Origin of the sequence: Serratia proteamaculans (assembly GCF_013337185.1) — a bacterium.
Taxonomy (GTDB): Bacteria; Pseudomonadota; Gammaproteobacteria; order Enterobacterales; family Enterobacteriaceae; genus Serratia; species Serratia proteamaculans_D.
In genome coordinates, this window is the sequence record NZ_SWDE01000001.1 from 1,339,232 (window position 1) to 1,360,243 (window position 21,012).

At 54.2% G+C, this 21,012-nt stretch carries 19 protein-coding genes; 3 read left to right on the top strand and 16 right to left on the bottom strand.

The window, feature by feature from the left end; translation table 11 throughout:
- Positions 1 to 294 precede the first annotated feature (294 nt).
- From FCL49_RS06265 to lrp, 16 genes are all read right to left on the bottom strand, one after another.
- Positions 295 to 987 (bottom strand): HAD family hydrolase, encoded by a 693-nt coding sequence (locus tag FCL49_RS06265; protein ID WP_174352846.1) that lies wholly within the window; start codon positions 985 to 987, stop codon positions 295 to 297.
- 20 nt (positions 988 to 1,007) lie between these two features.
- Positions 1,008 to 1,232 carry a tautomerase PptA gene (gene pptA / locus FCL49_RS06270; protein ID WP_174352847.1) on the bottom strand — a complete coding sequence of 75 codons (225 nt, stop codon included), beginning with the start codon at positions 1,230 to 1,232 and terminating at the stop codon, positions 1,008 to 1,010.
- Between the two features lie 23 nt (positions 1,233 to 1,255).
- Complete coding sequence (gene upp, locus FCL49_RS06275) at positions 1,256 to 1,906, bottom strand: uracil phosphoribosyltransferase (protein ID WP_174352848.1); 651 nt, start codon at positions 1,904 to 1,906, stop codon at positions 1,256 to 1,258.
- A gap of 127 nt (positions 1,907 to 2,033) precedes the next feature.
- Positions 2,034 to 2,450, bottom strand: a complete 417-nt coding sequence (locus FCL49_RS06280; protein WP_174352849.1) for an NUDIX hydrolase — start codon at positions 2,448 to 2,450, stop codon at positions 2,034 to 2,036.
- A gap of 12 nt (positions 2,451 to 2,462) precedes the next feature.
- The gene (locus tag FCL49_RS06285; RefSeq protein WP_174352850.1) at positions 2,463 to 3,644 is read right to left on the bottom strand and encodes a questin oxidase family protein; all 1,182 of its coding nucleotides are present in this window, start codon (positions 3,642 to 3,644) and stop codon (positions 2,463 to 2,465) included.
- Positions 3,634 to 4,077, bottom strand: a complete 444-nt coding sequence (locus FCL49_RS06290) for a DMT family transporter (protein WP_012006122.1) — start codon at positions 4,075 to 4,077, stop codon at positions 3,634 to 3,636. The genes FCL49_RS06285 and FCL49_RS06290 overlap by 11 nt, the downstream gene beginning before the upstream one ends.
- 11 nt (positions 4,078 to 4,088) lie before the next feature.
- Positions 4,089 to 4,547: a DMT family transporter gene (locus FCL49_RS06295; protein WP_012006121.1), complete on the bottom strand. Its 459-nt coding sequence runs from the start codon at positions 4,545 to 4,547 to the stop codon at positions 4,089 to 4,091.
- A gap of 297 nt (positions 4,548 to 4,844) precedes the next feature.
- On the bottom strand, positions 4,845 to 5,462 hold the full coding sequence (dmsD, locus tag FCL49_RS06300) for a Tat proofreading chaperone DmsD (RefSeq protein ID WP_135315914.1): 618 nt from the start codon (positions 5,460 to 5,462) through the stop codon (positions 4,845 to 4,847).
- 49 nt (positions 5,463 to 5,511) lie between these two features.
- The gene (locus FCL49_RS06305; RefSeq protein WP_174352851.1) at positions 5,512 to 6,372 is read right to left on the bottom strand and encodes a DmsC/YnfH family molybdoenzyme membrane anchor subunit; all 861 of its coding nucleotides are present in this window, start codon (positions 6,370 to 6,372) and stop codon (positions 5,512 to 5,514) included.
- 1 nt (position 6,373) lies between these two features.
- Positions 6,374 to 6,991, bottom strand: coding sequence for a DMSO/selenate family reductase complex B subunit (locus FCL49_RS06310; RefSeq protein ID WP_174352852.1), 618 nt, complete (start codon positions 6,989 to 6,991; stop codon positions 6,374 to 6,376).
- Between the two features lie 10 nt (positions 6,992 to 7,001).
- A complete protein-coding gene (ynfE, locus tag FCL49_RS06315) occupies positions 7,002 to 9,455 on the bottom strand; it encodes a selenate/tellurate reductase subunit YnfE (RefSeq protein WP_174352853.1) in 2,454 nt (817 codons plus the stop codon).
- A 270-nt stretch (positions 9,456 to 9,725) separates the two neighbouring features.
- Positions 9,726 to 11,018: a serine--tRNA ligase gene (gene serS / locus FCL49_RS06320; protein WP_135315910.1), complete on the bottom strand. Its 1,293-nt coding sequence runs from the start codon at positions 11,016 to 11,018 to the stop codon at positions 9,726 to 9,728.
- A gap of 110 nt (positions 11,019 to 11,128) precedes the next feature.
- A complete protein-coding gene (locus tag FCL49_RS06325) occupies positions 11,129 to 12,472 on the bottom strand; it encodes a replication-associated recombination protein A (protein ID WP_012006115.1) in 1,344 nt (447 codons plus the stop codon).
- A 7-nt stretch (positions 12,473 to 12,479) separates the two neighbouring features.
- A complete protein-coding gene (gene lolA / locus FCL49_RS06330; RefSeq protein ID WP_135315908.1) occupies positions 12,480 to 13,091 on the bottom strand; it encodes an outer membrane lipoprotein chaperone LolA in 612 nt (203 codons plus the stop codon).
- A 360-nt stretch (positions 13,092 to 13,451) separates the two neighbouring features.
- On the bottom strand, positions 13,452 to 17,036 hold the full coding sequence (locus tag FCL49_RS06335) for a DNA translocase FtsK 4TM domain-containing protein (protein WP_174352854.1): 3,585 nt from the start codon (positions 17,034 to 17,036) through the stop codon (positions 13,452 to 13,454).
- A gap of 120 nt (positions 17,037 to 17,156) precedes the next feature.
- Entirely contained in the window at positions 17,157 to 17,651 is a 495-nt protein-coding gene (gene lrp / locus FCL49_RS06340; RefSeq protein WP_004928318.1) for a leucine-responsive transcriptional regulator Lrp, read from the bottom strand.
- Positions 17,652 to 18,318: 667 nt separating this feature from the next.
- Between lrp and trxB the strand changes: the two genes are divergently transcribed.
- The 3 genes from trxB to gstA all read left to right on the top strand — a co-directional run bounded on the left by trxB (position 18,319) and on the right by gstA (position 20,970).
- The gene (gene trxB / locus FCL49_RS06345) at positions 18,319 to 19,290 is read left to right on the top strand and encodes a thioredoxin-disulfide reductase (protein ID WP_153857332.1); all 972 of its coding nucleotides are present in this window, start codon (positions 18,319 to 18,321) and stop codon (positions 19,288 to 19,290) included.
- A 79-nt stretch (positions 19,291 to 19,369) separates the two neighbouring features.
- Positions 19,370 to 20,257, top strand: a complete 888-nt coding sequence (locus tag FCL49_RS06350) for a LysR family transcriptional regulator (protein ID WP_174352855.1) — start codon at positions 19,370 to 19,372, stop codon at positions 20,255 to 20,257.
- 95 nt (positions 20,258 to 20,352) lie between these two features.
- The gene (gstA, locus tag FCL49_RS06355; protein WP_174352856.1) at positions 20,353 to 20,970 is read left to right on the top strand and encodes a glutathione transferase GstA; all 618 of its coding nucleotides are present in this window, start codon (positions 20,353 to 20,355) and stop codon (positions 20,968 to 20,970) included.
- The last annotated feature ends 42 nt before the right edge of the window (positions 20,971 to 21,012 follow it).

Consider the following 21,012-nt stretch of genomic DNA (forward strand, 5'->3'; position numbering starts at 1 on the left):
TATCCCATCAGGGTATATCTGTCGTTGTCATTACTGTCGTTATCCATACAGCTTTTCGGCACTCACCCTCTTTCAGAGTTAATAGTTGCCAGTTGGCAGATGACAACTGACGTCATTTTTTTCGCAGGCAGGAGCCTGAGCGACTTTTGCCCATATCCTTTGGATCTATTTATTTGTCATGGCGCTAATTGCGTTATCAGTGTAAGCATGACGATATTTATCGCCCCTAAACTTTCACCATTAAGAAATAGCGCTGTCTGCGGCCCTGAATAACCAGTAATTCTTATGCTGTTGCTAGCCTGCTACGCGACTAGCGTCTCTGTGACGGCACCAGTCAACCACGGCGGCAAAAGAGCTTACAATAATGCTGGGCTCGGCCGCGGCCAGTACCTGCCGATTTTGGATACCATAATCTACCGCGATCACCGGGCAGCCAACCTGGTGAGCCATCAATATGTCGTGCGTAGTATCCCCCACCATCACCGCTTCCTCCGCCCTGACCTGATAGTGCTCCAGGATTTTGTTGCCAGACTCCGGCGCCGGTTTTTTCTCCGTTACCTGGTCGGCGCAAACCACCACATCAAACAACGGGGCAATGCCCGCCGCCGCCAATAGCGAATTTGCACTGCGTGCGAACTTATTGGTGGTCACCGCCAGATGAAAACCCGCTCCTTTCAACTGTTGCAGGCCCGCGGCGACGCCAGGAAATAACAGCGATGCCGCCATCGGTAAAATCAGCGTCTGAAACTGCCGTTGATACTCCGCCACACAGTCAGTTACTGCCCGTCCATCAGCCTCCTGAGAGAGCAATTGGGCAAAGGCACGCTCCAACGGCAGGCCTATCGTTTCACGGATCAGTTCATCGTCTACCGGCTGGGGTAATTGCAGTTGTTGAAAGGTGGCACGAAAGGCGGACACTATCGCTCTCGCCGTATCAAACAGGGTGCCGTCAAGGTCAAACATAATGACCCGGAGTTCAGGTTTCATCGTTGTCACCTTCTTGAGGGTCAGTAATTAGGGACTTTAATTAAGCAGTCTTTTTTATTTTCTATTTCCGGGCGATAAACCTGCGTCTGCCAGTCATCGGCAGACACCTGCTCTATTGCAATGGAAACGACGCCGGCATCGCACTGTAATGCTTGCGTAATAACCCGCGTGATCTCCTCTGCCAATGCATTCTTGGCGCTTTGGGAAAGTACCTGCGGAAAGTGCTGAATTTTCACGTGCGGCATGTTTTTTCCTTTGTAGAATTTAATTACCCGTGACGGGTACCAAAATAGCGGTCACCGAAGTCGCCGATCCCCGGTTTCATAAAGGCCTGTTCCGAGAGTCCCTGTTCAATGGACGACGTCACCAGTTGGATGGCCGGGAAGCGGGTAAACAAACGATCGACCCCTACCGGCGATGCCAATACATTAACAACATAGATATTTTCCACCGGCACGCCTTGCTCCAACAGCGTTTCGATTGCCATGATCAGCGAACCGCCCGTGGCCAGCATAGGTTCAAATAGCAACACGGCGCGTTCGGCAATATCGTCGGGGAAATGAGAGTAGAAATATTTTGGCAGCTTGCTTTGCGGATTGCGTTGAATGAGTATTTTACCTATCGGCTGGCCGCTAAACATTCTGCGGTACTCGCCCTCAAAACTTTCCCCGGCGCGGATCACCGAAACACCGCAAATACCTCGGGCAAGTTTTAGCCCCGTGTAGGTTTCGCCAATGGGCGTAATCACCTCATGTTTTTCATACGGCAGTAATGCGGCGGCCTGTACCAACAGTTGGCGCAGCAGTTGATCGCTATAATATTCAAAGCAGGCATGCTCCGCCTGTTTATTACGGATTTGAGTGTGCAAATAAGTAAGATAATGATTTGGGGCCAGAAGATGAATATTAGAAAGTTTCATAACCTTGTTCTTTTAACAGAGTAATAGATACATAAGCACCGCCCTTCACCGGGTTGGGTGAAAGGAAGGCTTATATCGATTAAAAATAAAAGTCAGTCTGTAACTTATCAATATCAACAGGTAATAATTAGTCGATAAGATGCATTTCCTTTAGCTCGTTCAATACTTTTGCTGCAACGGCAGAACAACGATGGCTGTCCGCATGGTTCAACCAGGATATTTCTTCTATTTCGGCACTGGCTTTTACTTCGCCACTAAAGTCGGCAGAAAAACAATGTATCTTCACCATCACGCCTGCAGGTTTACCGTCAGCCTGCCCATGGAATTCGCCCAGTGAAATAATACTGTCATTAATTAAATCGACGGAAAGTTCTTCTTTAATTTCTCGGGTCAGAGCTTCTCGATCGTTCTCTCCTGTTTCCCGTTTGCCGCCGGGAATATAAAACGTCGTCTTGTTATACGAACGAGCCATCAGGACTTTTTTATCCTGGATATAAACCCAGCCTAATTTATCAATGAACTTTGCAGCAGGATTGTTATTCACTCTGTTGACCTCTCACTCCAGATTAGGTGCATGTTCAAACGACGGCGGCAATTGGGGAGTTGTGGTGAACTGATGTGCGGTGGCGCGATACAAGGTGCATTTGGTACGCAACCACAGCAGTTTCATCACATAAACCAGTTTTGGGTTATGCTCCTCTTCCTCCTCCACGGCTCGCGCGGTGAGCTGCCGCCACTCGCGTTCCCATAGCGGATCGCGGATATCGTCGTATTCATCGGCATAAAGATGCTGGAGAGATTGTAACTTATCGGGGTGAGCCAAACTATCGGTAGCAAACAACATGCACTGCATCCCGACCCAGTAGCTGCAAAGCACCTCGCGCGCCTCTTGCTCAGGTAAATGCCCGGCGATTTGTTCCATGGCCAACAATGACGTCAACAAGTGCAGCAGCAGAAAATTCCCCGGAGTGGTCAGGTAGATTAATGTGACCGTCTGATAGAGCTGCGCCCAGGCCAGCTCAAGGCTTTGCTGCGTCAGCCACTCCGGCTGGCGATAAATTTCCTCATGCCCCTGATGCAACACACAGGCAATACGATATTGCAGACCGGAGCGCTGTAATTCAGGATGGATACGCGCGGTGATTTCCTCAGCCGGCGTTTCAATCACTGCGCTCTGCCAGGCCAACATCTCTTCCCGCCGTTGCTGCCAGCAGTTCGCCAAACGTAGCACCGAGTCGAAGGCCGTTGGCTCCCCAAGATGCGGGTCGTAGCGGGAGCGCCGGTGATGGCAGGGAACGTACGAATAGGCCATATAGGCCAGGCCTTCGACGATCATTCCTTCATGCTCGGCCAGCAATGCCCAGCCCAGATGAATGGTGCCGTGCGTCAACGAGCCCACCCAACCGTCGATCAGCTCCGGCAGGTAGCTGGCAAGCACCTGTTCACGTCCCTGCTCACGAATCTGCTGCCGGAAAAAGTCGCAATAGGCACTGAAGCTGCTGCGCTTGCCCAGCAGGCTACGCCAGTTTGCGTCATCAATCTGATACCTGGCTTTTCTTGGCGGTTCCAACCCCATGCCGTAAGGCGTCATGGCGGCATAGCGGCGGTAATACCAAAGGATACGTTCCTCCGGCACGCCCAACCCAGCCAAGGCGATAACGGCATGTTTAACATGATTGGAGAGATGCCCGTTAAACTCTATGTCGTACCGCTGATCATCTAACAGTTCATTTATCATGATGATATTTCTCGAGTGTCGATAGGATGATCCCAATGGTGATCAGCGCCACTCCCAATAGCTGAATGAGATGACTGCGCCCACCTTGATTAATCACATCAAACAGCACGGCCGAGAACATCTGACCGCCAATAATTAATACCGAAGTATTCAGCGCCCCCATTTTGGGGAACACGTAGCTGCTGGTTGCCACGAACAGTGCGCCACACCCGCCACCAACCCAGGCGTATGCCGGAACCTGCGCCCAATGAAACTGCCCCAGCTGTTGCCAGTAAAACGCCGCCACCAGCAGGGTCAGAAATAAGAAACCCACCGAGTGATTCCATAAGGAGGTGCGGAAGGCGCCAATAGAGGCGCTCAGCTGGCCATTAATCACCCTGGCCGAGCTAATAATCATCCCGTTTAACAGGGCAATAAAAATAAGCGTATCCACGTCATCGCTCCCTAAAGGCTATAGATAATAAGAAAACAGCCGGAAATAATCAGAGCAGAGATATAAAGGCTACTTCGTGTCATTTTTCGTTTTTGTGAGCCAAATAAACCAAAGTGATCTGAGACAAAACCGAATAATAATTGCCCAACCAAACCAAGAGAAATTGTGCTGGAGAGAGGGATGCCACCGTTAATTGCCATCGTCGCCAAAATAACGGTAAAGGCTCCGGGAATGCCCCCAAGATAGAGCCACCAGGATCGTTTCTGTGGTTTATTATTCGATTCCTGAGGATTTTTTTTAACAAATAACAAAATAAGCAACAATGAACTCAACATACCAATACCGTGAGCCACCCACGAGGCGACGACAGAAGAGGTTTGTTCAGACAGAGCGCTGTTGGCTTGAAACATTAAGGTAAGAAAAAAACCGCTAAGAATAGCGATAAAAATATTTTTAAAATTGCCAATCATAATGTGTAACCTGCGCATTAAAAAACCACTAAGGTGATTTTACAATCCTTGTACAGCAAAGCTTAAGAACGATACCAAGAAGCTTTTACTCATATAATCCGCAAAAAAAACTACACCCATCGATAAAGCATGTCAATGGAATGTTAAGATTGCTTTAATAATTCATTAAAGTTAAACATTAGAGAAAGGGATTGATGTGACAGAGGGGGGAAGCACTGGCGATAACCAGCCCTTTTATGAGTTCATGCGGAGGGTCAACCAGGAACGGCCGCCTGCTTTGGCGGCCGTTCCTTGGTATCAGAAATGCAGCTCTAAAGTTTCAACTTCGGCAGAGCATTCGGCAGCCCAGGCGCTCAGAGTGATCTGCGCCAATTGCGCCAGCCCCTGATAGAAAGGATGTTGCGCATTCGCCTGCAGCAGTTCCAGATAGCGCGGTGCCCAAGGCAGCAAATGTTTGGTCAGCAATTGCTCCACCAACCCACCCTGACGCTCTTCGGCTAACCATGCCACCATCATCAACAAGGTACCGATGTGATCTTCCGGCTCATTGCGATCGTGTTGCGCGTCGATACCATTGGAACGCAACCACCTGCGCAGGCGCAAAGTGGAATTGCCAAACAGCACGTTCTCTTTGTCCAGATACACCGAACCCCATAATGGAGCCGGTAAGGTGTCAGGCCCGACAAACAGACGTTGGTAAGCCTCTGCCAACGACTCTTCCTGTTCATCTTCAATGCCGGTGGCGATCAGCGCTGCCGCCGTCTGCAGCTGCTCGGCGTCGCCATACGGCCACTCTTTGACCCACTCAGATTCAGACAAGGTTGCCAACAGCTGTTGACCGTCTTCACTTTCTGGCGGTGCATACAACAACACACCCAGCACCCGGCCCGTTAAAGCGATATTTTCAAGCGTCATAAATCAAGGATCCTGTTAAGGGCACAGCGAACTGTGCCTGACTACAATATTAACCGGCTACCGCCATGCCAACGGTCATATGCAGGCCGTAGAACACACCACGGCCTACCAACTCACCGGCGATAACCAAAATCAAACCTAAACCCATCCCCATTACGCTCGCGTTACCCCGGCGCAACAGTGGGCAAATCCAACAGCCTAAACCTGACACCACCAACACCAGCCGCCCAACCATTAGCTGGCCGTATTGCGGGATCAGCGTGGAGGCCTGCTGTACCGAGCTATTGATACTGGCCAACTCATAGCCTTGCATCATCACTGCGCACAGGCTGGCCAACAGAGCCACCACGCTAAGAATAGCCAGTGAATAGCGGGCTGATACCGCTAATCCAGCCGCACGCAGCAATAAAACGCCCAGCAACGGCCCGCCGATCAGCGTCGTCAGGAAAAAGTTCAGCGTAGTGTAACCGTTATGCCAGGTTGGCACAGTATCGATTTGATACACCCGCGTCATGGCGTAAACAAAGACCACGCCCAGCACCATGGTCACCCACGGCCACACTTTACCCAACGCCGGTGGCATTCTGCCCAGTATCGCCAGCAGCCAATAAAACCCCCCGACGGCAAAGAACAACGCGCCACTGGCAATTTCATTGCTCAACGCCGAAGCGCCAACGCGGTTTAACGAGTTGAACGCCCGTAACGGTGACCCCAGGTGCAGCGTAGAAGCAATAAAAGCGATGCCCATCAGCAACCACAAAAAGAACATTGAGCGATGAACCGCCCGGCCCTGCTGCTCATTCAGATTGCCACCGATCAGCGCCCCCGCCATGACGCAGGTCGCTCCCACCACTGACTGCCCCAATACGGTAAACAGCATCAGCGGCCATTCATGCCATCCCATGCCCATATTAAACCTCCTTCGGATTGGCCAAATAGCCCGTGGTATCGCCACATGGCCGGCTATTGGCATTGGGTTTCAGCACTATGCTGGGCCGGGTAAAATGCGCCGCCGGCAGCGGAGCCACCTGCGCCAGGGTGCCATGCTGTTGCCGTAATTGTTCGATGGGGCCAAAGTCCAGTGCCCGTAGCGGGCAGGACTCTACGCAAATGGGCTTGTTGCCCTCCGCCACCCGTTCATGGCAACCATCGCATTTGGTCATGTTCCCTTTGGCCGCATTGTATTGCGGCGCACCGTACGGGCAGGCCATGTGGCAATAGCGACAACCGATGCACACCTCTTCATTCACTACCACAAAGCCGTCTTCCCGCTTATGCATCGCGCCGGTCGGGCACACTTTGGTACAGGCCGGATCTTCACAATGGTTGCAGGCGATCGACAAGTAATAGGCAAACACGTTTTGTTGCCAGCCTTCGCCATCCTGTTGCCAGTCCCCTCCGGCATATTCATAGACGCGGCGGAAGCTGACGTCCGGCGTCAGGTTTTTATAGTCTTTGCAGGCCAGTTCGCAGGTTTTGCAGCCAGTGCAACGACTTGAATCGATAAAGAATCCATATTGCTGAGTCATTGGCTACCCCTTATACCTTTTCGATTTGGATCAGATTGGTATGCTGCGGATTCCCCTTGGCCAACGGCGAAGGCCGGTGGGTGGTCAGGGTATTCATGCAGGCGCCGTGATCGACCCGATCGCCGCTCATATCCGCCTGATGCCAGGCTCCCTGACCCATAGCCACCACACCCGGCATGATGCGCGGCGTCACCCTGGCTTCGACACGGACTTCACCACGGCCGTTGAACACCCGCACTTTGTCGCCGGCGATGATCCCCCGAGAGTGAGCATCCAATGGATTGATCCACACTTCCTGACGGCAAGCCGCCTGCAGAACATCGATATTGCCGTACGAGGAGTGGGTGCGAGCCTTGTAGTGGAAACCAAACATTTGCAGCGGATAGGTTTTACGCAGCGGATCGTCCCAACCTTCAAAGGTCGAGGCATAAACCGGTAACGGGCTGATGGTTTCGTCTTTCTCCAACTGCCAGTCGCTGGCGATCTCGGCCAGCCTGCCGGAATAGATTTCTATCTTGCCGGAGGGCGTTTTTAATGGATTGGCTACAGGATCCTCGCGGAACTTTTGATAAGCCACGAAATGACCATTGGGATCTTTGCGCTTGTAAACGCCCATGCTGCGCAACTCTTCATAGCCCGGCAGCAGCGGATCCCTCGCCTGCATTTTGGCGTATAAATGCTGCAGCCATTGCGCCTGGGTGCGCCCTTCGGTGAATTTCTGATATACCTCTGGCCCTAAACGGCGCGCCACTTCACTCAGCACTTCATAAATGCCCTTGCGTTCGAACTTGGCGGCAGTGGCCGGTTGAATAAAGATCAGATAGCCCATGTTCCCGGCATAGTCGTTGGGAATAATGTCTTCCTGTTCGACCGTCATCAGGTCTGGCAACAAAATATCGGCATATTTCGCCGACGAGGTCATAAAGTTTTCCAGCACCACTATCATTTCGCATTGAGAATCATCCTGCAAAATATCGTGGGTTTTATTGATATCAGAGTGCTGATTGGTGATGGTGTTACCGGCATAGTTCCAGATGAACTTGATCGGCACATTCAGCTTATCCTGGCCACGCACCCCATCACGCCTGGCGGTCATCTCCGGACCCCGCACGATGGCATCGGTCCAGCTAAAGCAGGAGATCTGCGCCTTGACCGGGTTGGTCAATACCGGCATCCGCTCAATGGTAATGGTATAAGTCGACTCACGCGCGCCGCTGTTGCCACCATTAATGCCGACATTGCCGGTCAGAATCGGCAGCATGGCGATGGCCCGCGAGGTCAGTTCACCATTGGCCTGCCGCTGCGGCCCCCAGCCCTGGCAGATATAGGCCGGCTTGGCGCTGCCGATTTCACGCGCCAGTTTGATAATTCGCTCTGCCGGAATACCGGTAATTTTCGCCGCCCACTGCGGCGTTTTTTCAACGCCATCTTCACCCAGCCCAAGGATGTAAGCCTTGTAGTGGCCATTTTTCGGGGCGTCGGCGGGTAAGGTTTTTTCGTCGTAGCCAACGCAATACCGATCCAGAAATGGCTGGTCGACCAGGTTTTCGCTGATCAGCACATGTGCCAGTCCGGCGACCAATGCCGCATCGGTGCCTGGGCGAATCGGGATCCACTCATCTTCACGCCCGGCGGCGGTATCGGTATAACGTGGGTCGATAACAATCATCCGCGCATTGGAACGTTCGCGCGCCTGCTCCAGATAATAGGTAATGCCTCCCCCGCTCATTCGCGTCTCGGCCGGGTTGTTACCGAACATCACCACCAGTTTACTGTTTTCAATATCCGACGTGCTGTTACCTTCATTGCTGCCATAGGTGTAAGGCATGGCGCAGGCGATTTGCGCGGTGCTATAGGTACCGTATTGGCTGAGGTAGCCGCCATAGCAATTCATCAGACGGGCGACCAGTGAGGCATTCGGCGATGAGCGGGTAATATTGCCGCCGACAATGCCTGAGGTGTAATTGATATATACCGCTTCGTTGCCGTATTGCTCGACAATGCGTTTCAGATTGTTGGCGATGGCATCATAAGCCTCGTCCCAACTGATGCGTTTGAACTTGCCGTCGCCACGTTTACCGACGCGTTTCATTGGGTAGTTCAAACGATCGGGATGGTTCATGCGGCGACGAATAGAGCGGCCGCGTAAACAGGCTCTTATCTGATGATCGCCGTATTCATCCAAACCGGTGTTATCGGTTTCAACCCAATACACTTCGTCGTCGCGGACGTGTAAACGCAAGGCGCAACGACTGCCACAGTTAACCGAACAGGCGCCCCAGACCACTTTGTCCTGCGCGGCTTGCAGCACACTTTCACTAATGGATTCCGCTAACGCGCGGCGACTAAATGGCAATGCTATGCCACCAACAGCCAGCGCCAGGCCGACGATACCGCTGGATTTCACCAACGTGCGACGGCTGAATCCCCCAGACTCCTGACGGTTTGCTTTGTTTTCCGACATAACTCACTCCACGTTTTACCCTGATATTGATAAACGTCATGCCCTTCACTCCAGGCGGCGAACAGAGGAGACAGATTCGGTGTCTGCTGATGAGCCGGAACAAAAGCCCTCCTCTCTGAGTGGATATTACTCAGAAGTGAGTAGTTAACTTTGTCTGCTATCAATAAAGCGGGGGAAGTATCTGAAAGAAAAATGGCTTTCGAACAAAGGGGGAATAAATTTCTTAAAAAAAAAGCGCCCGCAGGCGCTTTTCGTAGCATAGCTAACTCGTTAACCGATATATTCCAGGCCACCCATATATGGGCGTAATACTTCCGGTACCTGAATACGGCCATCAGCCTGCTGGTAGTTTTCCAGCACGGCCACCAGCGTACGACCTACTGCCAGACCAGAACCGTTCAGCGTATGCACCAGGCGCGGCTTCTTCTCGGTTTTGCTGCGGCAGCGGGCCTGCATGCGGCGTGCCTGGTAATCCCACATGTTGGAGCAGGATGAGATCTCGCGGTAAGTGTCCTGCGCCGGCAGCCACACTTCCAGATCGTAAGTTTTGCACGAGCCTGCGCCCATATCACCGGTACACAGCAACATTTTACGGTACGGCAGGTTCAGCAACTGCAGCACTTTCTCTGCATGACCGGTCAGCTCTTCCAGCGTAGCCATCGAGTCTTCCGGACGGACGATCTGCACCATCTCAACTTTGTCGAACTGGTGCATGCGGATCAAACCACGGGTGTCACGGCCATAAGAACCGGCTTCGGCACGGAAACATGGCGTATGCGCGGTCATCTTCAGCGGCAGAGATTCCTCTTCCAGGATCTCGTCGCGCACCAGGTTGGTCAATGGCACTTCTGCGGTCGGGATCAGCGCGTAGTTGCTGCTGTCGGATTCTTCTTCCAGCGGTTTAGTGTGGAACAGGTCTTCACCAAATTTCGGCAACTGGCCGGTACCGAACAGTGTGGCATGGTTAACCAGGTAAGGAACGTAAGTTTCCTGGTAGCCGTGTTGTTCGGTATGCAGATCCAGCATGAACTGGGACAACGCACGGTGCATGCGGGCAATTTGCCCTTTCATCACCACAAAGCGTGAACCGGTCAGTTTTACCGCAGCGGCAAAATCCAGACCACCGGCCATTTCGCCCAGATCGACGTGATCGCGTACCGGAAAATCATACTGGCGCGGTTCGCCCCAGCGGCTGACTTCCAGGTTATCGCTGTCGTCTTTGCCGTCTGGTACTTCATCGTCAGGCAGGTTCGGGATCGCCAACGCATAGTCACGGATTTCAGCCTGCAGCTGATCCAGCGCGGCCTTGGCCGTGTCCAGCTTGTCACCCAGTTCGTTTACTTCGCGACGCAGCGGCTCAATGTCTTCCCCGCGCGCTTTAGCCGCGCCGATGGATTTCGATCGGGAGTTACGTTCTGCCTGCAGCGTTTCGGTTTCTACCTGCAGAACTTTGCGACGCTCTTCTTGAGAACGCAGCAGATCCAGATCGAGTTTAAAGCCTCGGCGAGCCAGTTTGACGGCGACTGCGTCTAGCTCATTACGCAGCAGATTGGGATCGAGCATGCTAATCCTGTGCTTATTGTTATTGAAAGAAAATTTGATGTTTTATTCGGCTGAATTTATAGCCGTATAAAGGAAGAGTGATACCCGCTAACCTTACCGCAACGGCAACGCTAGCGGTAGCGTTTTGTCTGGCTATTTTGATCCTGCTCAGCAAGCCATGCCAGCTTTTCACCGATTTTACCTTCCAGCCCGCGCGTGGTTGGATGATAGTAACGCGTCCTGGCCATTTCGGGCGGAAAGTAATCCTCACCGGCGGCATAGGCATTGGGTTCATCGTGGGCGTAACGATATTCTGCACCCAGCCCCATTTCCTTCATCAGCTTGGTTGGCGCATTGCGCAGATGTTCGGGGACATCATAATCAGCCATCTCTTTGGCATCACGGATTGCCGCTTTAAAGGCGGTGTAAACCGCGTTGCTTTTTGGCGCACAGGCCAAATAGACGATAGCCTGAGCAATCGCCCGTTCGCCTTCCGCCGGACCGACGCGGGTAAAGCAGTCCCAGGCCGCGATAGCGACCTGCATGCCACGCGGGTCGGCATTACCCACATCTTCTGAAGCAATCGCCAGCAACCGGCGCGCCACGTACAGTGGATCGCCCCCGGCGGTAATAATACGCGCATACCAGTACAACGCCGCATCCGGCGCTGAACCACGCACCGATTTATGCAGCGCCGAGATCAGATCGTAAAAGCGGTCGCCTTTATTATCGAAACGCGCACTGCGTTCACCGGAGACCTCTTTCAGTAATTCCGGCGTCAGCACGCGAATGCCTTTGGCGTTGATCTCCGCCATGTCCGCCATCATCTCCAGGCTGTTCAGCGCCCGACGAGCGTCGCCGCCGACCAGCTCTGATAACATGCGACGCGTCTCTTCCGGCAGTTCGATATTCTGGCCGCCAAAGCCCCGGCTGCTGTCCTGCATCGCCTGATCCAGCACCTGGCTGATATCTTCGGCGGTCAGTGCCTTCAGCAAATAAACACGGGCCCGTGACAACAGCGCCGAGTTAAGCTCAAAAGACGGGTTTTCGGTGGTAGCGCCTATAAAGGTGATGGTGCCGTCTTCAATGTGCGGCAGGAAGGCATCCTGCTGGCTTTTATTGAAGCGATGGACCTCATCGACAAACAGGATAGTGCGGCGACCGGCGTCACGGTTTTGGCGTGCACGCTCGATCGCCTCGCGGATCTCTTTGATCCCGGAGGTGACGGCAGAAATACGCTCGACATCCGCCTGGCCATAACGGCCGATCAATTCTGCCAGCGTCGTTTTCCCGGTGCCTGGAGGCCCCCACAGAATCATCGAATGCAGTTGCCCCGCCTCGATAGCGCGCGGCAAAGGCTTGCCGGCGGCCAGCAGATGTTGCTGGCCGATATACTGTGCCAACGTGGTCGGCCGCATCCGCGCGGCCAACGGTTGGAACTCATTCTGGGAAAAATCGAGCGACATATTACTCACGCGGACCTCACTGGCGCTGGTCGTCCAGCGTCACCCCCTTCGGCGGGGTAAATTTAAATTTGCTGGCATCGGCAGCAACGTTCTGCTGGCTTTTCAGCGCGTAAGAACTGCGCTGGCCGTCCTGCTCAACCGCGGCAAAACTGCGGATAGTGCCGCTGTTATCCACGCTAATAGCGAACTGCTTCAGGTTACCGCTGCTGGATTTTGGCGTCAGCTCAAAATCATTACCCTTCTGTTTAACGTTGTACTGTTTCCAGTCATTGGCGTTATTGCGGGTGATCAGCATAAACGGCGTATTGCCGGTAGCATTTTTCAGCCAGGTGGCGGTCACCTGCTCAACAAAGGGGTTGTAGAACCACAGGGTCTGACCGTCTGACACCAGCACGCTCTCGTCTGGTGAGGTCATGTGCCAGTTAAACAGGTTGGGACGTTTCACCCAAAGTTCACCTTCACCCTGCTGTACCGCAGCGCCATCACTGCTGGTCACGGTCTGGGAGAAGCTGGCGTGGAAACTGTTCACTTTCGCCAGGCGACTTTGCAAATCCTGCGCGGCGTCGGCCAGCACAGAGGTGGAAGCGAATCCCGAAAGCAGACAACAGGCAACTAACAGTTTTTTCATTATTCCAGATACCTTATGAAATGCGTTAACCGCAAGGCGGTGCCGTGCGGGTCAAATGAACCCTCAACACCTTTACTCTACCCGAAGCCATTCGCCGGCAGATAGGCCAATGTTCCGAGAAGCCGATGGGTTTACGCTTCTTTGCACAAGGGCCGCTAAGCGGCCCTTTTATGTTGCTGACAAAGCAGAAAAAAGCGTGGTTTTTCCTGCTTTGTGGTGATCAGCCGAAAATCAATAAATTGATTTTCCTTGTTTTTTATTTATCGAACCCTATTCGCTCTGTACAGGAATGAGGTTTGTCATCAGTCTGAAGGGCCGCTAAGCGGCCCTTTTAATTAAATAACAACGATTAAAACTTCATCAGTCATGCCGTGGCGGTGCCAGCACCTCGCGGTTGCCGTTGTGCCCCTGCTCGCTGACGATGCCCTGCGCTTCCATCTGTTCGATGATACGCGCGGCGCGGTTATAACCGATGCGGAACTGACGCTGTACGCCGGAGATAGAGGCACGGCGTTTATCCACCACAAACTCCACCGCCTGATCAAACAACGGATCCAGCTCTTCGTCACCGTCCAGACCGCCGCCAGTTCCACCCTCACCGTCGTCACCGGCACTGAGGATACCCTCTTTATATTGAGGTCGCTCACGCGCTTTCCAATCCTTAACCACCGCATGCACTTCCTGATCGCGCACAAATGCACCATGCACACGGACCGGAATCGAGGAGTTAGGGGCCAGATACAGCATGTCACCCATCCCCAGCAGGGATTCAGCACCGCCCTGATCGAGGATGGTACGGGAGTCAATCTTGCTGGACACGGTAAAGGCAATACGGGTCGGGATGTTGGCCTTGATAAGACCGGTGATCACATCCACCGACGGACGCTGGGTTGCCAGCACCAGGTGGATCCCCGCTGCACGCGCTTTCTGCGCCAGACGAGCGATCAGTTCCTCAACCTTTTTGCCGACCGTCATGATCAGATCGGCAAATTCGTCGACCATCACCACGATATAAGGCTCTTTCTCCAGTACCGGCGGCGTCATGTCCATGCTGTCGGTCGGTTTCCAGAACGGATCCGGGATCGGACGTCCCATGGCTTCGGCCTGATCGACGCGTTCGTTATAGCCGGCCAGGTTACGCACACCGAGCGCAGACATCAGCTTGTAGCGACGCTCCATCTCGGCGACGCACCAACGCAGGGCATTAGCGGCGTCTTTCATGTCGGTGACCACATCCGTCAACAGGTGCGGAATACCTTCATAAACCGACAGCTCCAGCATTTTCGGGTCGATCATGATAAAGCGCACTTCTTTCGGCGTGGCCTTATACAAGATGCTCAGGATCATGGCATTGACCCCTACCGATTTACCGGAACCGGTGGTCCCTGCCACCAACAGATGCGGCATTTTCGCCAGGTCGGCCACCACCGGTTCGCCAGAAATATCTTTACCCAGGACAATGGCCAGCGGCGACGGATTATCGCGGAATGCCGGGCAGTCCAGCACTTCTCGCAGATAGACCGTCTGACGTTTGACGTTAGGCAGTTCCAACCCGACGTAAGGCTTGCCGGGGATCACTTCAACCACACGTACCGCAGAGGTTGACAGTGAACGCGCCAGGTCACGCGACAGGTTGGAAATGCGTGCAGCCTTGACGCCCGGAGCCAAATCCAGTTCGAAACGGGTGATGACCGGGCCTGGCAAAATATCTACCACGTCAGCTTTCACCCGATAATCGGCCAGGCTGGCCTCCACCAAACGCGCCTTTTGTTCCAACGCGAAGGAATCTACCGGCTCCACCTCTTTCGGGGCTTCGGTCAGCAAATCCAGCGTCGGCAACGGCGTGGTCGGTTTTTGCAACGGCATTTCGTTACGCATCAGGAACGGGTGGATCAGGCTGTCCATTGCCGGCGGCTGCACGGCAGCAGGCTCCGGTTGCGCCACAGGCTGCTGATAGGCTGGCGGCTGTTGCTGCACGACCGGTTGCTGCTGCGGCGATTGATAAGCCGGCTGCGCAGGCTGATAGGATTGTTGTACCGGCGGGGTCTGAGGCTGAGCCGACGACGGATAAACCGGCGCGGCTGGCTCAAACTGACCGAAAGGCACATCATCTTCACGCTCGCTTTGCAGCTCAATACGTTCTTCCAGCTGCGGCGACAGGGTGAAGAGTGGCTCAACCGGGCCATCATCAACCAAATCATCCATCGGCGAGAAGCCGAACGCATTGCGTGTATCTACCGGCGTAGTTGACGCCACCGCTGGAGCGGCATCTGGCTGGCCATAGCGCTGGCTTTGCTGGGCGGCAAATGCCTGACGCAGCGCGGCCTCCTGCAGAGCAGCTTCATCATCCAGATTATCCGACGCAGACTCCTCACCGTAACGCTGGCTTTGCTGCTCGGCAAACGCCTGGCGCAACGCCGCTTCCTGCAGGGCTTCATCATCTGGTGAAAGATTATCAGCCTGTTGCAACGGCTCGTCGTCCTCACGGGTGCGCTGTTCCTGTTCGGCCATACGCTGCGAAGGCAGCTTGATGCCGTAGGAAGCCAGTTCACGCCGGGTCGGAATGCGCACCGGGTTCGGACGCGGCAATTCAGGGCCGAGGCCTTGCTTCACCTGTGAATTCGCGTCACTGGTGGCGCTAAAGGCCGGCATAAAGGTATTGGCGGCAACAGCACCGGCAATTGCCGTCGCTGCAGCGGGTGCCTGAGGTTTCGCGCTGCCAAAGGGTGAAACGGCAGGCTCGGCGGCACTGAAACCGGCCGGAGCACTGACATCAACGTGATCACGCTGGGCGGCAGAGAAATCAAATGGAGAGCGGTCGTGCGACGGTGCTACGGCCGGAGCATCCCAATTGCCCATACGCGGCTCGTCGTCGTCCTGGTAAGGATCGATCGGACGCGTTGTTTTAGGCGTTGGTGTCTCTTCAGGGATCTCAAACGAGTACAGCGGCGGCGCGGTGTTTTCCGCTACCGCGCTCATCGGATGCTGGTTTACCGAAGCCGGAGCCGCGGGTGCCGCAGTAACCGATGGAGCCTGAGCCACAACAGGTGCCGCCGTGGCCGGTGCGCTGGCTGGCGCCGGCGTAACAGGTGTGATATCCGCATCATCGTCATCATTAGCCCGCAGGCCGCTGAGCAACGGATCTTCGGCATCTTCCGCCGCCATTTTGGCGGTTTCCGTGACTGAAGGCGCCGAGAACAATACGTCATCTTCCGCTGCATTGGCCGCCGTCGCCGTGGCAGCCGCCGCAAGCGTGGCTTCCTTGTCTGCAGACTCGGGCTGCTCTTCGACGTAGCGGTCGTCATCGTCGTGATAACGATCTTCACGCCGTGAACGGTTGGTCATAAAGGTCGCCGTCCCCAGCACCACGCCGCCGATACGCTCGGCGATCACCAGCCAGGACCAACCGGTAAACAGTGTCAGCCCCGCAGCCCAAACGCACAGCAGCCCCAGGGTGGCGCCAATGCCGTTGAACCATGGCAGCATGGCGTTGCTCAGCAAACTGCCGATCACACCGCCGGATGCGAAGTAATAGAGATCGTCGACATTCAATGCCGCCAGGCCACATGAAGTGAGCACCAGCGCCAACGTGCCGATCAGGCGCAGTGAAAGCGCGAAATAGTCGATGTATTCGCCGCCGCCGCGCTGGCGATAAGCTGCCCAGCACAACACCAGCATGATCGGTGGTATCGCATAGGCGAGTACCCCGAAGGTGAAGAACAATGTGTCGGCCATCCAGGCCCCGACGCCACCGCCCAGGTTATGAATAGGCTCATGCCACGCGGTCTGCGACCAGCTTGGATCAGACGGATTGAAACTGACCAAGGCAGCCATGAGGTATATGGCAAAAATGGCTACCACAATCAACACAGCTTCGAGCAAACGGCGGCCGCTGCTGAGTTTTCTCAAGGTAACTTCTTTATCTTCTGTATATTCCTGGCTCAAGAAAGGCTCTCCAGGTTCCTGTTAGCTGACATAGCAACAGCGCCGAGAAGCTTTCCCGGCGCCGAAACTGTATGAATAAACAGGAGTGTAACCAATTTAATCAGGTTTTGCACCTGCACCCTACCGTGTTTTGATAACCAGACGGTTACTCTGTTTCACTTCTTCCATTACCACGTACGTACGGGTGTCGTTAACCCCCGGCAGACGCAGCAAGGTTTCACCGAGCAACTTACGGTAAGCCGACATATCCGGCACGCGGGTTTTCAACAGATAGTCGAAATCACCGGACACCAGATGACACTCCTGAATTTCTTCAAGTTTCTGTACTGCCGAGTTGAATTGCTCAAACACATCCGGCGCACCGCGGTTCAACGTGATTTCTACGAAGACCAGCAGGGACGCATCCAGATAATGCGGGTTGAGCAAAGCGGTATAACCATGAATAAAACCCTGGCGCTCGAGGCGGCGCACACGTTCTAAACATGGGGTTGGGGATAACCCCACGCGCTTGGAAAGCTCAACGTTCGAAATACGCCCATCCTTCTGCAGCTCGTTCAGGATATTGCGGTCGATACGGTCGAGATCTTTACCCGGGCGTTTCTTATTGTCTGCCATTATTATTGTCTCTCTTATTTTCTTCCCTGCACTTGCCACACCCTAACCAACGTCAATGTGTAAGGGTTCGTTCCAAGCGAAGACCCAATGCCTGTCATATGCTTCACTACCATCATCTCCCCTGGTGCAGCCTGTCTGTCAAACCCTGCACCGGGTAGTTAAATGACGTTATCGCAAGAAGAATTCCCCCGCTTGCGCGCTGTCCCCTCACCTGCCACACGAAGCTTCAGCAACGGCGTAAAATTCTGCACCAACGCTGTAAATACGTACGATTTACTGTAGGGACAGGGATAATTTCTTCTTCCTATGATGTTTTCGCAAATGCGCAGCGGATTGTCAAAGTAAAAGAAGCAAAATCAGAAGAACGTACCGTCATGAAAAGTTAGCACCCCGTTTTTAGTTATGAATCGCTGGCTTAAAAAGCCCGCATTCAAGGGGCTTAAACCCGCTTAACGGGCTGTTTCCGGTCAATTGAATAGAGAGCGCCGATGAGTGGCTTCCATAAGTTAAATTGCTGCGTTTTACGCTCGCTTTAGCAGCAATTTAATAATTAATAGGTAATGGCTATCAAACAAATCGTTAACAACATCCCCTGACGCTTTTTTTAATGCTGCGTTTTCCCTACAATCGGATCCATTGTCCGCCATTGTGGGAAAAGAGGGTATTCATGGGCACGGCTAAACACAGCAAATTATTGATCCTGGGCTCCGGCCCGGCTGGTTATACCGCCGCAGTTTACGCAGCGCGCGCCAACCTGAACCCGGTGTTGATTACCGGTATGGAGCAAGGGGGTCAGTTGACCACCACCACCGAAGTGGAAAACTGGCCGGGTGATGCCGAAGGCCTGACCGGCCCGGCGCTGATGGAGCGTATGCGCGAGCATGCTGAAAAATTCCAGACCGAGATTGTGTTTGACCACATCAACAGCGTTGACCTGCAGAACCGTCCGTTCCGCCTGTTTGGCGACAGCGGCGAATACACCTGTGATGCACTGATTATCGCCACTGGCGCATCGGCCCGTTATCTTGGCCTGCCTACCGAAGAAGCTTTCAAAGGCAAAGGCGTGTCTGCCTGTGCTACCTGTGACGGTTTCTTCTACCGTAATCAGAAAGTCGCGGTCGTCGGTGGTGGCAACACTGCCGTGGAAGAAGCGCTGTATTTGTCCAACATCGCCGCCGAAGTTCACCTGATTCACCGCCGTGACAGCTTCCGTTCCGAGAAGATCCTGATCAACCGGCTGATGGAGAAAGTGAAAAACGGCAATATCGTGCTGCACACCGACCATACTCTGGACGAGGTGCTGGGCGATCAAATGGGCGTGACCGGCGTACGTATCCGTAGCACCAAAGCGGAAAACCAAACGCAGGAACTGGAACTGGCCGGCGTGTTTATCGCCATCGGCCACAGCCCGAATACCAGCATTTTCGGCGGTCAGCTGGAACTGGAGAACGGCTACATCAAGGTGCAGTCCGGCATTCACGGCAATGCCACCCAGACCACCATTCCGGGCGTATTCGCCGCCGGCGACGTGATGGACCACATCTACCGCCAGGCGATCACCTCTGCCGGGACCGGTTGTATGGCGGCGCTGGACGCTGAGCGTTATCTGGACGGCATCGCCGGCGCAGAAGTGCTGTAACGGCATCCTGCATCATCCTGAAAAGCGGCTATCACAGCCGCTTTTTTTGTACCTGGCAGTTAAATCCGGCGGTTATTCGATGCACAATCTTCTCCACTGGCGTCTGTTGGTTGCAGTGGCCGACAGCGGCAAAATCACTCAAGCGGCGCGTCAATGTGGCATGACCCAATCCGCCGCCAGTCAGGCCATCGCTCAGTTGGAAGACCAACTGCAAACTCTGCTGCTGGTTCGCCTGCCGCATAGCGTTGTGCTAACCCAGAGCGGTGAACAGATTGTCATGCACGCTCGTGCCATGCTGGCCGAACTCGATACGATCCAACACTACGCGCAACAGGCCAAAAGCGCTCACGTTGGCAAAATACGCCTGGCCAGCTTTCCCTCTGCGTTTTCCCTGTTGCTGCCACCGTTATTACGTCAATTCCGTCGACGTTACCCCGCCATTGAGCTGATTCAGTTGGAAGGTACCGATCTGGAAGTCGAAAATTGGCTGGCGCAGGAGACCGCTGACGTCGGAGTGGTGTTGAACCCGGCGCCAGAAAGGCAGAGTTACCCATTGGGGCAGGATCGGTGGCTGGCAGTGACCGCCAGTCACCATCCCCTGGCCAGAGGACGGCAACCGGTGGAGTTCAGCACACTGGCCAAACTGCCCTTTGTTCTGGCTACGGGCGGCTGCTATCTCAATGCGCAACTGTTGGCGCAACAGGCCGGGTTGGCACTGGCGGATGTACGCGCAACCGTCAGTGACTGGGGCACCGCGCTGACATTGGTGCGTGAAGGGGTCGGCGTATCGCTGATACCGGCGTCGGTCATACCAACCGATACTCCAGGTCTTTGTGCCCTGCCGCTATCCGCGCCGCTATACCGTCATTTTGGTCTGGTGTGCTCATTAAGCGGTGCAAGTTCAGCACCGGTGCAAGCCCTGCTGCAGTACCTGCAGGATCGTCTGGCGCTGCCCGTTATTAGCTGAGCTGATAACAGGTTTCTGATATTTTAATTTTTCAGTGGGTAGCACCGACGACATTCTGACGATCAAGCGATTTCGCTTCTTAGCCAGGAACTGCCATGAAACTCTACTTTGCCCCCAATACCTGTTCGCTCTCCCCACATATCGTTTTACGAGAATTGGGGTTGCCGTTCGAACTGATCCGAGTCAATAACCGCACCAAACGCAGCGCCGACGGCCAGGACTTTTATCAGGTAAATCCCAAAGGCTACGTCGCCGCCCTGATGCTGGACGACGGACGGGTGATTACCGAAGGTGCTGCAATCGTACAATATTTAGCGGATCTGCGCCCCGACGCCGCATTGGCCCCTCCAGCAGCGTCTTTCGAACGGGTACGTCTACAGGAATGGCTGAACTTCATTACCAGCGAGATCCACGCGGGTTCCAGCCCATTGTTCAACTCGGCATTACCGGAAGAGGTCAAAACACTGTTTCGCGACAAGCTGCGTCGCCGCCTCTATTACCTTGCCCAGATGCTGGACGAACAGCCTTTCCTGCTGGGTGAATGCTTTAGCGTAGCGGATGCCTATTTATTTACCGTGCTGCGTTGGATGGCCCAGTTTTCTATCGAACTGAAAGACTGGCCATCGTTAACCCGATATATAGCGCTGATCGCCCAACGAAAATCGGTCCAGGCCGCCCTGGCCGCGGAAGCAGCGAGTCAGGAGGTGAACTAACCCGGTTACCGCCGTCTGTTATAGCGATATTTGACCGCTTTA